The 13537-nt window shown below is 33.1% G+C and carries 15 protein-coding genes and 2 pseudogenes; 1 reads left to right on the top strand and 16 read right to left on the bottom strand.

All coding sequences use genetic code 11. The features are described from left to right. Positions 1 to 4: 4 nt before the first annotated feature. Positions 5 to 547: a GNAT family N-acetyltransferase gene (locus tag RCG18_RS15810; RefSeq protein WP_308037000.1), complete on the bottom strand. Its 543-nt coding sequence runs from the start codon at positions 545 to 547 to the stop codon at positions 5 to 7. Positions 548 to 692: 145 nt separating this feature from the next. Between RCG18_RS15810 and RCG18_RS15805 the strand changes: the two genes are divergently transcribed. Beyond that, complete coding sequence (locus RCG18_RS15805; protein ID WP_308036999.1) at positions 693 to 1040, top strand: helix-turn-helix domain-containing protein; 348 nt, start codon at positions 693 to 695, stop codon at positions 1038 to 1040. A gap of 37 nt (positions 1041 to 1077) precedes the next feature. Here the strand turns inward: RCG18_RS15805 and RCG18_RS15800 are convergent, their stop codons facing one another. From RCG18_RS15800 to RCG18_RS15730, 15 genes and pseudogenes are all read right to left on the bottom strand, one after another. After that, entirely contained in the window at positions 1078 to 1500 is a 423-nt protein-coding gene (locus tag RCG18_RS15800; RefSeq protein WP_308036998.1) for a VOC family protein, read from the bottom strand. Positions 1501 to 1536: 36 nt separating this feature from the next. Continuing rightward, positions 1537 to 1977: a YiiD C-terminal domain-containing protein gene (locus tag RCG18_RS15795; protein ID WP_308036997.1), complete on the bottom strand. Its 441-nt coding sequence runs from the start codon at positions 1975 to 1977 to the stop codon at positions 1537 to 1539. Between the two features lie 54 nt (positions 1978 to 2031). Then, the gene (locus tag RCG18_RS15790) at positions 2032 to 2688 is read right to left on the bottom strand and encodes a (Fe-S)-binding protein (protein ID WP_308036996.1); all 657 of its coding nucleotides are present in this window, start codon (positions 2686 to 2688) and stop codon (positions 2032 to 2034) included. 138 nt (positions 2689 to 2826) lie between these two features. Beyond that, positions 2827 to 3522, bottom strand: coding sequence for a DinB family protein (locus RCG18_RS15785; RefSeq protein WP_308036995.1), 696 nt, complete (start codon positions 3520 to 3522; stop codon positions 2827 to 2829). 345 nt (positions 3523 to 3867) lie between these two features. Then, a pseudogene (locus tag RCG18_RS15780) lies at positions 3868 to 4232 on the bottom strand (DUF4180 domain-containing protein). Positions 4233 to 4323: 91 nt separating this feature from the next. After that, complete coding sequence (locus tag RCG18_RS15775) at positions 4324 to 5169, bottom strand: alpha/beta hydrolase (protein WP_308036994.1); 846 nt, start codon at positions 5167 to 5169, stop codon at positions 4324 to 4326. A 12-nt stretch (positions 5170 to 5181) separates the two neighbouring features. After that, entirely contained in the window at positions 5182 to 5670 is a 489-nt protein-coding gene (locus RCG18_RS15770; protein WP_308036993.1) for a helix-turn-helix domain-containing protein, read from the bottom strand. A 318-nt stretch (positions 5671 to 5988) separates the two neighbouring features. Then, a complete protein-coding gene (locus RCG18_RS15765) occupies positions 5989 to 6165 on the bottom strand; it encodes a hypothetical protein (protein WP_308036992.1) in 177 nt (58 codons plus the stop codon). A gap of 16 nt (positions 6166 to 6181) precedes the next feature. Next, a pseudogene (locus tag RCG18_RS15760) lies at positions 6182 to 7146 on the bottom strand (ABC transporter ATP-binding protein). Then, entirely contained in the window at positions 7147 to 8124 is a 978-nt protein-coding gene (locus RCG18_RS15755; protein WP_308036991.1) for an ABC transporter ATP-binding protein, read from the bottom strand. It lies immediately after the preceding pseudogene. A gap of 12 nt (positions 8125 to 8136) precedes the next feature. Further along, on the bottom strand, positions 8137 to 9054 hold the full coding sequence (opp4C, locus tag RCG18_RS15750) for an oligopeptide ABC transporter permease (RefSeq protein ID WP_308036990.1): 918 nt from the start codon (positions 9052 to 9054) through the stop codon (positions 8137 to 8139). An 11-nt stretch (positions 9055 to 9065) separates the two neighbouring features. Further along, entirely contained in the window at positions 9066 to 10025 is a 960-nt protein-coding gene (locus RCG18_RS15745) for an ABC transporter permease (RefSeq protein ID WP_308036989.1), read from the bottom strand. Between the two features lie 147 nt (positions 10026 to 10172). Next, positions 10173 to 11162 carry an ABC transporter substrate-binding protein gene (locus tag RCG18_RS15740; RefSeq protein WP_308036988.1) on the bottom strand — a complete coding sequence of 330 codons (990 nt, stop codon included), beginning with the start codon at positions 11160 to 11162 and terminating at the stop codon, positions 10173 to 10175. 32 nt (positions 11163 to 11194) lie between these two features. Beyond that, positions 11195 to 11890: an ABC transporter substrate-binding protein gene (locus RCG18_RS15735; protein WP_308036987.1), complete on the bottom strand. Its 696-nt coding sequence runs from the start codon at positions 11888 to 11890 to the stop codon at positions 11195 to 11197. A gap of 499 nt (positions 11891 to 12389) precedes the next feature. Beyond that, positions 12390 to 13313 carry a P1 family peptidase gene (locus RCG18_RS15730; RefSeq protein WP_308042044.1) on the bottom strand — a complete coding sequence of 308 codons (924 nt, stop codon included), beginning with the start codon at positions 13311 to 13313 and terminating at the stop codon, positions 12390 to 12392. Positions 13314 to 13537 lie beyond the last annotated feature (224 nt).

Raw genomic sequence — 13537 nt, 5'->3', positions numbered from 1 at the left:
ACGTTTAAGTATTCCTTAACACTGTAATAAACCCGTCTAGTATCTGATGACTTATTTTGAAGCCTTTACCTTGATAGAATTTTAGCGCATTATCGTTCCCATTTGATACAAATATAAACAAATCACTTATTGATTTAAATGAACTTATCCAATCCATAGATTTTTTAAACAAAACTGTACCAATGCCAGCATTACGATAATCCTCTTTTATATAAAACTGAGAAAGACAGCCTACGTCATTACCTTTTACAGAATTAAAGTCAAAGAAGGCATGACATTTTAAAGTAGCAAAATCATCAGAATATATCTCCTTTGGTGCAATAGTGCTATAGGCATATCCAACAATTTCATTATCATCTTTAGCTACTATTATATAATTAGCTTTAGCACTCTTAACAGATGGAATCATTCTAGTTTCAAAACACATGCCATCAAAGAACTCAGGACGGATATATGCCTTAGACTTTTGATAAGCCATTAATTCATTACATAAATCCTTAATGCAAGTAATATTATCTTCAGAAATAACCTCACAATGGAAACTCATATTAATCTTCCTTTCTAAAAATAAATTGAAAAACATGTTTTATTGACCAATCAGATTAGTTATAATTATATCAGTTACAATTATAAAGACAAGTATGCAATATTTTCTGTTTAAGGAAGTAAAAACTGAGTATTGGAGTGATTTTATGAGTGATCAAACATTATATAAAAGTAACTTTGGCAACTGTCCATTAACATTTGCTTTAAATATTATCAGTGGAAAATGGAGATTACCTATAATTTGGGCATTAAGTAAAAATAGAACTATGCGATACAATGAGTTAAAAAGAAATATTGATGGAATTACCAACATGATGCTAACTCAATCATTAAAGGAACTTGAATTAGATGGTATCATAATCCGAAAGCAATTTATGGAGGTACCACCGAGAGTTGAGTATTCATTAACTGACAATGGAGAAGAACTAATTCCAGCTCTTAAAACACTAGCTGGCTGGGGAAAGAAAATGAAAAACAGTGTTAATTCTAAATAATATAGAATTAACACTTGTATGATATTTATAGATTCAGTTATTTGATTCGTTTTGAAATTGGATGATCCTCTTTAAGCTGTAGTAAGTCCCATAGGTTCCCATATAAATCCTTAAATACCGCAACCATTCCATAGGATTGTTCTTTTGGTTCTCTCACAAATTCTATTCCCTTTGAGATCATTTCATTATAATCTCTCCAAAAATCATCAGTGTTTAAAAATAAGAAAACTCTTCCGCCTGTCTGGTTACCTACAAATGACTCTTGTTCAGCTTTAGATGCTCTTGCAAGTAATATTGTAGTTCCCACTGATCCGGGTGGAGACACTACTACCCACCGTTTGTCTTGTTCAGGCTGATAAGTATCTTCAATTAATGTAAAATTGAGCTTCTTTGTATAAAATTCTATTGCCTCATCATAATCTTTAACAACTAAAGCAATGTGGACAATTGATTGAACCATTTTCTCAACTCCTAACCTGTACTATTTTAATTTATATCATTTAAATGCAACATATTGACCTTCATAATCCGCCAATACTATTTGTTCATTAGAACATGTTACTTTGAGTTTTAATCTTGCTTTACCGTGTTTCCTATACATATCTAAAAATTTCTTTTTACTTATTTCATCCGATAAGATGCATTCCGCAACAAAATCTTTATCAACTGGTAATAAATAATTAATGCTGCTTTTTTGGATTACAATATGCGCATTTTGGTCAATAGGTTTAATATTTGCATATACCATTGCCCAACCACAGGCTGTCATAAGACTATTTATACTTCCACCAAATGCAGTACATTTATGATTTAGATTTGGCTCTAATTTAGCAGACATTTTTACCTTTGAAGGTGTAAATTCTATGACATGTATTCCCATTTCTTTTGTAATCGGTATTACTTTATGCAAAAGTTGCTCAAATTCATATTCATTCATACAATCACCTCGATATCTTGTACATATTTCTTCATTGGTCATAGTGACTATATCTTAATGTTTATCTATATAATCTTGTAATTGTTCATGCCATTTCACGGTATCGTATATTTGTAGTTCAGTTGTTTCGCCCATTAAAAGGTCAATCAAATGTCTAGGTGTTTTGCCTCCAATGTGCATTGATTTGATACAAGAAATACAATATACACAAACCTCATTACAAGGCATTGATTCTGCTCGTTCCTTCATTTTTTGATGAACCTTTTCAACAGGAAGCTTAGGGTAAAAATCGTCTCCACAGCATATTGAATTCGTGCCGGAAAACTTTGTTTCCACAATATCAATATTCATCTTTTTAAGTAAATTACGTACGGCTTTATGTACTTGTGGCTTTTCACGCACAGGACAAGCATCATGTACTGACAACTTCAAGCCTTTATAGTCAGGATACTGAAATGCGTCCAATCCATCAAGTATTTCCCATAAAGAGATTGTTGATACGCCTTCATATAAGCTTCTAAAACGTCTGTCACAACCAGCGCATACATTGATAATCAATGAGCCAGTTTCAACTTGGGGATCATGGTGACAGCATATTTTATGTAATGTAACATCCCCGTAATTTTCATTCAAAAACTTTAAAATTTTATTTTCTATTTCAGGCTTGTATATACTTAAACCGCAGCCTGGATTAAAATATATTTTTTCCATAATATATTCCCTCCTGTAAAGTTCAATTTTGTTAAGGCACCTTTTATTTACTCTTTAATTGTAACAGGATATAAATAAAAAATCTTCCTAATTTTATATATCTAATTTTTATATCTGATGCTTTCTTTCATCTTTGCATTATCTCTTAGCCAATTTTCTGCATTTTTCCTTCAGTTTAATTGATTCATTAATATGTACAATATGGTGACGAGTTACTGGCATTAATAAAATACCTGCAACATTCTTTTTCCCCCAAAAATCAATTAACCAATTCGCGCCTTCAACATTTAAAACTCCACCTTCATCTAAAACACGTTGTAGTCTACTTGCTTCCATTTTCCTTTTTAAATCCGACGGTTCAAATCTTTTAATGATTTCACGAGTCTTTCTACCTACAGCTTTTCTATAATTTCTCAGTTCCTGCATATCTATATTTGAACTAAAATCAACAATTTCTTTATTAGTCATGGCATTACCTGTATCACAGATTGTTACATTCATTTTTTCAAGCCAATTATTACTATTTATAACTTGAGTATCATCAGCAACTAATATATTCATTGTTATATCTTCTATTCTTGTTGTATGCCATAAACACCACGCTATAGTTGCTTCATCCTTTTCAGTTGGCATAGTGCGAAATGTTATTTCATCCAATCCATCCCACAATTCATCCTCAAATGTTACAACATTTGCTTGTGACATTTCAGAGGCATGTACCATTAAGTGCTGCCCTAAACCTAGTTCAATTGTTTCATCAAATTTATCTAATTTCGTTATTATACTTTTTAATAACTTTTGTTGAGAGTTCCATAGCTCTTTTTTTCCATCCATACCTATCTCCTCCAATGATTATGAGAAATTATTTCTACCAATATAATATTACGAGTATGAATTTGTATAATACTCTAATTATATAATTTTTCCCAAAACAAATAAAGGAATTTCAGTACAATGTTGTAATTGTCAAAGTAGCTAAAATATGCTATTCACCAAAATTTGCAAAAATAAAAAAAAGGCGTATCACCTTATTATTCCGCCTTTAAATATAAAACGAATCAATTCTATCTTTTTTGATTTATTTACAAAAATTTGTATCCATAGACACATTATAATCCTTCGAAAGCTATAGCAAATTCGCTGCGCTCATTAGCATTTCCGGAGAATGAACTTAGAATCTTAATCAATACTCAATTTCTCTACTGCTTGCTCTATTGTTGAGAGAAAGAATATATTCTTCCCTTTATTGCTCTCATAAATAAAATCTTTTAAACTTTTACTTTTATAAATCGAAAAGTCTCCCAAAATAGCAATTTTCATATAGTAGTTAATGAATTTTTGCAAAACTTCTCCCGCAATACGAGTACTTAATTCAAAAAGTCTTCAGTAATAGCATCTTTATTTAAAATAACTCTATCACAACCGGTTTCATACCTGACAGTTGCTATAAAATCAACTGCACTTTGAACATCAGTAATAATGACTTTTTCACTTTCTACATGTGCAATTTCTATACCATTTGCTTTTACAATGTTTGTCTTCATTTTATTTTATCCTTTCTAAACATATATGAATTTTATTTTTTATATTCGACACAGATACTAACACTCTACATAGCTTTTAATGCATGCTATATTAATTCTTATTCATAAAATCTATGATATCATCTATACTATTAACAACAACATGCCCTCCTCCTTTAATCATTTTTATTTCAATTTTATCCAGAAGTTTCTTTAACCTATTAGCAGTTTTTTCTGATGGTAATAGCGCATCATTTTCCCCTACTATTAGAAAAGTTGGCATTGTAAGATTTTTAAGTTCATTGTCATTAAATAAATATAAACTATCGATTCTAGCATTATAATTTTTAAATACTAAATTCCCGAATTCAGTTATTTTATCTGAAATCTTCTGATTACCATAAACAATATTATTTATCCTATTAACTCCCTTTTGACCTAGCAAGCTTAGAAAAATAACCTTGACTAAAAAAGATTTCTTCTCTGGCGCTACTCCACTTGTTGCAATTAAAACTAATCTTTTTACTCTATGAGGGTTCAGCGTTGCAAAACTCAATGAAAACCATCCACCTAGAGAATTACCAATCAAATTAACCTTACTAATATTTAATTGTTCTAAAATATCCTTAATCCAATTTGAGTAGTTTTCCGGCTTCATTTCTGGTCTACTTTCATCACTTTTTCCAGGCTCTCCAATAATATCAACGGCATACACTCTATAATTCTTACTTAGTTTAGTAACATCCCCCATCCACATTGATGAATTAGTTGATGATCCATGTAACAATATTACTGGTTCCTTGTTTTTATCACCTGAGGCAATTACAAATGTATTACCATATCTTGTTTTAACATTAAGATATTCATAGGGCACTGGCCATTGTTTTAGAAGATATTCATAGTAATTTAAAATTTTAATTCTTCCTTCTTCATTTTTATATATTCTTTTATCTTTCATTTTTATCTTCCTTTATAAATTATTTGTTTCTACGAGAATTGAAATTGTACTTAACATATTTTCAATAAATTTCAAACTTCCCCATAGCATTATTCTCAATCTTTTTTCTTCTTTATTATATTTCATATTAATAGTTGATTTTTTCATTTCTGAATCTTTACAATTCATAACTGCTAAAAGCATGTTAGATATTCGCATATACTCATCCATGTCTATTTCATTTATATCTACAACGGTAGATACATTTATTTTTGATTCTACAATTTCAACATTTTCACTTGTAGTTGAAAAACTAACACTTTGCTCTTTATTTATTTTTTTAGCATCAAATTTTTCATCGTTTTTTTCAAGGAAAAGGCTTAAATCATGGCCTGATATTCTCCATTGCTTTCCAACCTTATTTGCTACAAGTTTTCCCTCTGTTATAAATTTTCTAATTGTCTTGTGATGCATTCCTAACATTTCTGCAACTTGATCTATTGTATAAAACTTATTTTCCATTTTTAATCTCCTATTTTTTATTTTAAATACATATCAATCATAGCAATACATTTTACCCTTGTCAATATTTTATTGTATTTTATTATACTTTATTGCTATTTGTTGCACTCAATCATTTTGATTTTATATTTTTCAAACTATATTTTATGTTAATAAAGCTATATTTATTTTAGAGTAATTTTAAAGGCAAAAAGAAGCAATTAAAGTGAATCAACAACATCACTCTAATTGCCTCTTTAAACAATAACCTCTTTTTATATATTATTTTCTTTTTCTTGGGTATTTTCCAAAGGTGCTTACATCTAAGGCTGCTATTTTTTAATTTAACCAAACCTTAGTAATAAATAAAATAACAGCTGTCAGTATAACAAGTGCTACTATAAAAATAGGAACAAAAACTTGGAATATAGCAATAACCATTGCAGCTATATCTTTAAATTCAAATTTAGATGTTCTGTATAATTGCTTTTCATTATTATTTTCATTATTCTCCATAAAGACAATTCTCCTTTTACACTAGGTGGCAGGCTACAAAATGATCGCTGCCTGCATCTTTATACTGCGGTACTTCATTCTTACACTGCTCCTTAGCATAAGGGCATCTTGTATGAAATTTACATCCTGCAGGTGGTTTGGCAGGGCTAGGTATATCCCCTTTAAGGATAATTCTATTTCTTTTTAATGTAGGATCTGGCACTGGTACTGCAGATAATAAAGCTTTTGTATATGGATGAAGTGGATTCTTAAAAAGTTCTTCTTTTTCTGCAAGTTCCACTAAAGAACCAAGATACATAACCCCTATTCTATGGCTTATATGTTGGACAACACTTAAATCGTGAGATATAAATAAATAGGAAAAACCTCTTTTTGCTGCAAATCTGTAAGAAGATTTATTATTTGTGCTTGTATTGATACGTCAAGGGCTGATACTGGTTCATCTGCCACAATAAACTCAGGATTAAAAATAAGAGACCTGGCAATTCCTATTCTCTGTCTTTGCCCTCCAGAAAATTCATGGGGATATCTTTTCATATGATAGGATGCTAATCCACATACCTCTAGTGTTTCTAATACCTTATCCTTTACATCAGCTTTGGAACAAAGTTCATGGTCTAATAGAGCTTCTCCTATAATTTCCCAAACAGTCATTCTAGGATTTAATGAACTATAGGGATCTTGAAATATTATTTGCATTTTAGTTCTTAGTTTTCTCATTTCATTTTTATTTAATTTATATATATCTTTATCATTAAAGAATACATTTCCATTAGTTTTTTCTATTAACCTTAATAAAGTTCTTCCTGTAGTAGATTTTCCACAGCCTGATTCTCCAACAAGACCTAAGGTTTCCCCCTTCTTAACCTCAAAGGACACATCATCTACCGCTTTAACATGACCAACTACCCTTTGGAATACACCTCCTGTTATAGGAAAGTATTTTTTAAGATGTTCAACTTTTACCATTGTTTTTTCCATCTATTCACCCTCCTTACAATTCCAACATGCAATCTTATGTCCAGGTTTTACTTCTATAAGTGTAGGTGAAACTTGTCTACATTTATCAGTAGCTTTACTACATCTTGGATTAAAATAACATCCAGTTGGCATATCTAGAGGGTTCGGTACTTGACCAGGTATAGAATATAATCTATTTGTTTCTTTATTTATAATAGGCTTTGATTGAAGAAGTCCAATAGTATATGGATGCATTGGGCTTTTAAATAGCTCTAATACAGGTGCTTCTTCTACAATTTTCCCTGCATACATAACCACTACATAATCTGCCATTTCAGCTACTACTCCAAGGTCATGGGTAATAAGCATTATAGATGTATTTAACTTTTCTTTAAGATCTCTCATAAGATCAAGTATTTGTGCTTGAATAGTAACATCTAATGCAGTAGTAGGTTCATCAGCTATGAGTAATTTGGGATTGCATGAAACTGCCATAGCTATCATCACTCTTTGTCTCATTCCACCACTTAACTCATGAGGATAGGCATCTACTATTTCATCTGCTCTCGGTATTCCTACCAGCTTAAGAACGTCAACAGCTTGTTTTCTAGCTTCTTTTTCGTCTACATTTCTATGAAGCATTATAGCTTCGCCTATTTGCTCACCTGCAGTGAAAACAGGGTTTAAGGAGGTCATTGGTTCTTGGAATATTACGGATATTTGATTGCCTCTTATTTTCATCATTTCTGCATCTGTATATTTTAAAATATCTTTTCCTTCAAAAATAATTTCTCCACCTACAATTTTTCCTGGTGGATTAGGAATCAACCTCATAATTGACATTGATGTAATACTTTTACCACATCCAGATTCACCAACTACAGCTAAAGTTTCCCCTTCTTTTATTTTAAAACTAATATCATCTACAGATTTTATTAGTCCATCTTCAGTGTTAAAATAAGTTTTCAAATTTTTAACTTCCAATAAGTCTTTTGCCACTTTGAATACCTCCTACTTCTTTAGCTTTGGGTCTATAGCATCCCTTAAGCCATCTCCAAAAAGGTTTATTGCAATAACCGTTAAAAGTATACACACTCCAGGAGGAATCCAGTTCCATGGCTCATATTGAAGTGTATACATATTTTGAACTGATTGAATTAGAGTGCCCCAAGATGGTGTAGGTGGTGTTACTCCAAGCCCTAAAAAGCTTAAGGTAGATTCTGTAAGAATAGCTCCTCCTATGCCTAAAGTAGCTGTAACTATAATAGAAGCAAAGGTATTTGGCAGTAAATGTCTAAATATTCTTCTTCTATTTTTTAATCCTAGTGCTTCTGCTGCCTGCATAAATTCTTGTTCCCTTAAAGATAGAATTTGTCCTCTAACTAAACGACAAAGTCCCGGCCAACTTAAAACTCCTATAATAAACATAACTACAAACATTTTATTTTCAGGTCTTACCTTTAAATCTAACATAAGTGCTCCAAGAGCCATTAATATAGGTAAAAAAGGAACACATAAGAATATATCAACTATTCTCATTATTATAGAATCCACTAATCCTCCATAAAAGCCTGCTATTGCTCCTAGAATACTTCCTAAAACTATTTCAACTATTACTGCAAAAATCCCAACGGCAAGAGAGATTCTGCCTGCATACATTAACCTTGTAAAGATATCTCTTCCTGTTTCATCTGTACCAAGCCAATGATGTATTGAAGGTGGAGCAGATATATTAGTTAAATCTATAGTATCCATTTTATAAGGGGATATTATAGGTCCAACTGTTGCCATCAATATCATAAATATCAATATTCCCAACCCTGCGATTGCCAGCTTATTTTTCTTTAACCTATTCCAAATAACTCTCCCCGGACTCAATATTTTTTCTTCTCTAGGCTTGCCTGTATCAATTTTAACTTTAACTTCCATGACACACCCTCCTACTTTAACCTAATTCTTGGATCAACTACTGCATATGCTACATCCGCAATCAAGTTTCCAAGTAGGGTTAAAATTGCAAGCAACATAGTAATTGCCATAAGTAAGGGATAATCTCTGGCATTTGTAGCTATAACCTGCACAGGACCTATTCCTGGCCAGCTAAATATTTGCTCTGTAACTATAGCTCCTGAAAAAAGTCCAGGTATCCAAAATCCTAAAAGAGTTATTACGGGAATAAGGGCGTTTTTCAAAGCATGTCTATATATTACAACCTTTTCTTTTAGTCCCTTTGCTCTAGCAGTTCTAATATAATCTTGTCTTATAACCTCTAACATACTAGAACGCATATACCTCATTATACCTGCTACGCTTGCAAAGGTTAGTACAATAAAAGGCAAAAACATGTGATACATACAATCTAAAAATTTTGATATCCCAGTAGCTGTACTTCCAGGTGAATACATGCCTGATACTGGAAAGATGCTTGAATCTACTGCAAACCATTTAATTAGTAGTAACCCAAAGAAAAAGGTTGGTATAGATGTACCTATAAGAGCAAATATAGTAAAAAATGAATCAAAGAAAGAATATTGTTTTGTTGCAGATATGACTCCTATCGGAATTGCAATTAATATACTGGCTATTGAAGAAGCTAATGCTAAATAAAAAGAATTCCATATAAAATTACTCATAACTTTTGATACAGGCTGCTTATAAAAATAAGATTCACCTAAGTCCCCGTGAATTACTCCTTTTACCCAATAACCGTATTGCACAATTTTAGGCTCATCTAAATGCATTTTATGTCTAAGCTCTGCTCTTTGCTCAGCGGTGGCATGAGGATTAATTGAAGTTACTGCATCTCCAGGAGCCATTGCAAGTACGAAAAATACGAGCAAGGATATACCTATAAGCACTGGTATCATTTGAAGCAATCTTCTAATTATATATTGTCTCATCTTTTTCCCCCTCATTTTATATTTTCATATGCCTTAACAGTTGTATATAATAATGGATAACCTCTGCCTAAAAATCAGGTTATCCTAAATTTCCAAATTTTTAGTTATGCTCAGAAATTTTCTGAGCATAACTAAATTATTCAATAGTTATTTTAATTCTACCTTGTACATATCATATGTCCAATCCCTAAATGGTGATATCTTCATGCCTTGAACTCTTGCGCTTACTCCCCAAAGGTCTTTATTTTGATCTAAGAATATATATGGACACTCTTCATTTATAAGTTTAGCCCATTTATTATATATTTCTTTTCTCTTTGCCTTATCAGTTTCTTTTAATCCGTCTTCTAAGAGTTTATCACTGTCACCATTGTGAAAAGCCATGTTATTTGATCCACCTGGTACGTCCTGCGAACTGTGGAATATTTGTGTAGAATCTGGATCTACTACAAGATTCCATTTCATATTATACATCTCATACTCTCTCTTATCTGACTTATCAAGTAAAGTATTAAAATCCATAGATTGAGGAATTACTTCTACACCAATCTTTTTCCAGCTGTCCTTTGTTATTGATATTAGTGCATCTTCATATTTACTACCTGTATAAGTTAACCAGTTTATTGTAAATTTCTTTCCGTCTTTATATCTATAGCCATCTGAGCTATTTAGTTTCCATCCTGCTTCATCCAGCATTTTTCCTGCCTTATCTGGGTCGTATTTATATTGATTTACCTCATCACTATATGCCCATTGTGCTGGTGAAAATGGTTGATTACACACTTCTGCATAACCTTTATAATAAGAATCAACAAAGCCTTGTCTATTCAAACCATAGATTAAAGCTTGACGAACTTTTTTGTCCTGGAATCTTGGGTCTTTTAAATTAAAGGCCATATATCCATAGCCATTGTCTGGGTAAAACTGCTTAGTTATAAATCCTGCTTTGTCTAGCATAGCAATATTTTCAGGCTTTGCTGGAATTAGATTTATATCAACGCCTCCTGTAGTCAACTCCTGAATCATAGTAGAAGCGTCTGTTTTCTTCATTATTACATTTTTTATTTTTGGCGCTCCTCTCCAATGGGAAGGATTGCTTTCAAAATCTATTTCTTGTCCTGGTTTAAACTGTTTCATAATGTAAGGGCCAGAACCCATTGGCTTTTGATCTAAATCCTTAAGTTTTTGGAAATTTCCTTTTTCAAAACCATAATATTTTTGGATAGTATGGTTAATCCACCCAAATCCCAAATAGCATTAGCCTTTGGACTAATTAATGTAACTTCTATAGTATAAGGATCAATTACTTTAATTCCTTCTACTGTTTTAGCATTACCTTTATTGTACTCTTTATATCCTTTTATGTGATCTGCTTGATTAGATATTTGTCCATCATATTTAGGATCACATAGCGCAGTAATAGTAAATGCCACATCTTCTGCTGTTAAAGGTGTACCATCACTAAATTTTACATCTTTTCTTAAATGAAAAGTGTATTTTGTTCCATCCGGTGATATATCCCATTTTTCAGCTACAACTGGAACTGGATTGCCTTCTTCATCGTTTGATACTAAAGTATCAAATATAAGTTCATAGGCATATTGATCATACATAGATTGAGCTGTTAACGCATTAAGATTTCCCTTTGGTGCATCATTAGATCCTACAATTATGGTATCTTTCCTATTCTTAGCAGCCTCTGGTACCTTTGATGGGTCCTTTGCTTGTACAATTTCAGTTACAGTGTTTTTTAAGTCTTGTTTTTGAACAGGTTTTGTTGTTGTACTGGTGCCTCCACAGCCAGTTATCCCAATTGATAACGTCATTAGCAAAGACATAACAGCAAGAATTTTTTTTCTTTTCATTGCTATCCCCCCTTAAATAATTTAATTGCAGATATCAAAAATAGATTGACAACTGTTTTTGATATCTATCTTTTTTAATATCTTATGGGTATATTCAATCAATCTATCATTTGTGATTTTATGGTATTTTTATTATTTTAACATTTTTTGTATAAATTGTAAAATAATTCAATTTACATCTTTATAATAAAATCAACCAATATTTTTCAATTAATTAGTTATGTGTTAACTTACATTTTCATTGTGTTAAATTTTATTCTAAATTATATATCTTTTCACACTTATTTGATAATTCAGATATACATACATTAATGTTTAATCAAAGATAAAAAGACAAGTTTTTACTTCTCAGACGTTAATTTATTAAAAAATATTTTATTATAAATATAAAGAACCTCCTTTGGTTTAATAGATTCTCATGAGAAATCTACAAAAGGAGGTTCTTTTTTTATTATGAAAGTTTTTCCATTAATTATTTGTCAATCTATAAATTTTTCTTTTATGCGCATGTCCCTGATTGTGCCGCTAGTGCTCCCCGTATAATGGCCTTCTCCAGTACCGTCGCCGCAGCTGTACCCACCACCGTAATGGCGGCGTCACCTTTCAGGTAATTGGTGTCTGAACCTAGCGCTAGGCAGAAGACCGTATCACCGTCCCACTGAGTGTGCACTGGAGAGATGGCTCGAGCCATTCCATCTTGAGCAAGTGTTGCCACCCGGCTAGCCTCTGCCTTGGTCAACTGTGCTGTGGTAGCCACTACCGCAATTGTAGTGTTCATGGTTTGACTGAACAGCGGTGAAGGTACACCCGCCAGCATCGCTCGGGTCTGATTAACAAAAGTTCCATTACGACATAGTGCTCCGACGACAATACGTCCCTGATCCCATACGTCTCCGAGAGGATTAACTACCGCTAGAGCTGCCACCACCGGTCCGCCAGGAATGCGAAGAGAGGCAGTGCCCAGTCCACCTTTCATCGGTGTCCCGTAGAATTTCCCCACTGTCGCTCCTGCCCCAGCACCCACATTCCCTTCTGCTATAGGACCGGAATTTGCAGCCTGGCAAGCAGCATAGCCTAGGTCCGCATCAGGCGGAGTTGAGCCCTTAGCGAAGACTAGGTCGAAAATGACCGCTGCAGGTACGATAGGTACCAGGTCGATACTATGCTCAAAGAGCCAGCGTGTCACCCCGCTCGCCGCTGCCAACCCAAAGTTACTGCCACCTGTGAGGAGGATAGCATGCACAGGATCTTCTTTGGTGCCGGGGCGAATAATATCCGTCTGCTGGGTACCGGGATAACCTCCTACTACGGATACGCCAGGAACTGCTCCATCCGGGCAGATAATCACCGTACACCCCGTACGACCGCTTTCGTCCTCAGCGTTTCCCACCAGGATGCCAGGAACGTCAGTAAGTCCTCCCATAGTTCTTGCTTTCACTTCTTGATATTTTCCTTTCCTCAATTACCTCACCCTTATCATTAAGATTTAGGACAAGAAGAGCTTTTTCTATGTGACCAAGCATATCCCCAATTTCATGTAGAGCATGCTTAACCCTTCAATGACACTTGGCCTCTCATAGTTATTTTATGCACCTACTCCTTTTTGCGGGATATAGAAACATCTCCTCCTACCTCAAATTGGTACAG

The organism is Clostridium sp. OS1-26 (assembly GCF_030915445.1).
In the GTDB taxonomy this organism is placed as follows: domain Bacteria; phylum Bacillota; class Clostridia; order Clostridiales; family Clostridiaceae; genus Clostridium_AM.
Note: the sequence above shows the minus strand (reverse complement) of the source record. Positions and strands in the feature narration are given on the sequence as shown.

Coding starts and splice junctions, on each gene's coding strand:
- RCG18_RS15730 (WP_308042044.1), bottom strand. CDS start 13,313: ATGGGAGGACTTACTGACGTTCCTGGCATCCTGGTGGGAAACGCTGAG.
- RCG18_RS15765 (WP_308036992.1), bottom strand. CDS start 6,165: ATGGAGAATAATGAAAATAATAATGAAAAGCAATTATACAGAACATCT.
- RCG18_RS15790 (WP_308036996.1), bottom strand. CDS start 2,688: ATGGAAAAAATATATTTTAATCCAGGCTGCGGTTTAAGTATATACAAG.
- RCG18_RS15740 (WP_308036988.1), bottom strand. CDS start 11,162: ATGAAACAGTTTAAACCAGGACAAGAAATAGATTTTGAAAGCAATCCT.
- RCG18_RS15800 (WP_308036998.1), bottom strand. CDS start 1,500: ATGGTTCAATCAATTGTCCACATTGCTTTAGTTGTTAAAGATTATGAT.
- RCG18_RS15745 (WP_308036989.1), bottom strand. CDS start 10,025: ATGAGACAATATATAATTAGAAGATTGCTTCAAATGATACCAGTGCTT.
- RCG18_RS15775 (WP_308036994.1), bottom strand. CDS start 5,169: ATGAAAGATAAAAGAATATATAAAAATGAAGAAGGAAGAATTAAAATT.
- RCG18_RS15785 (WP_308036995.1), bottom strand. CDS start 3,522: ATGGATGGAAAAAAAGAGCTATGGAACTCTCAACAAAAGTTATTAAAA.
- RCG18_RS15805 (WP_308036999.1), top strand. CDS start 693: ATGAGTGATCAAACATTATATAAAAGTAACTTTGGCAACTGTCCATTA.
- RCG18_RS15810 (WP_308037000.1), bottom strand. CDS start 547: ATGAGTTTCCATTGTGAGGTTATTTCTGAAGATAATATTACTTGCATT.
- RCG18_RS15735 (WP_308036987.1), bottom strand. CDS start 11,890: ATGAAAAGAAAAAAAATTCTTGCTGTTATGTCTTTGCTAATGACGTTA.
- opp4C (WP_308036990.1), bottom strand. CDS start 9,054: ATGGAAGTTAAAGTTAAAATTGATACAGGCAAGCCTAGAGAAGAAAAA.
- RCG18_RS15795 (WP_308036997.1), bottom strand. CDS start 1,977: ATGAATGAATATGAATTTGAGCAACTTTTGCATAAAGTAATACCGATT.
- RCG18_RS15770 (WP_308036993.1), bottom strand. CDS start 5,670: ATGGAAAATAAGTTTTATACAATAGATCAAGTTGCAGAAATGTTAGGA.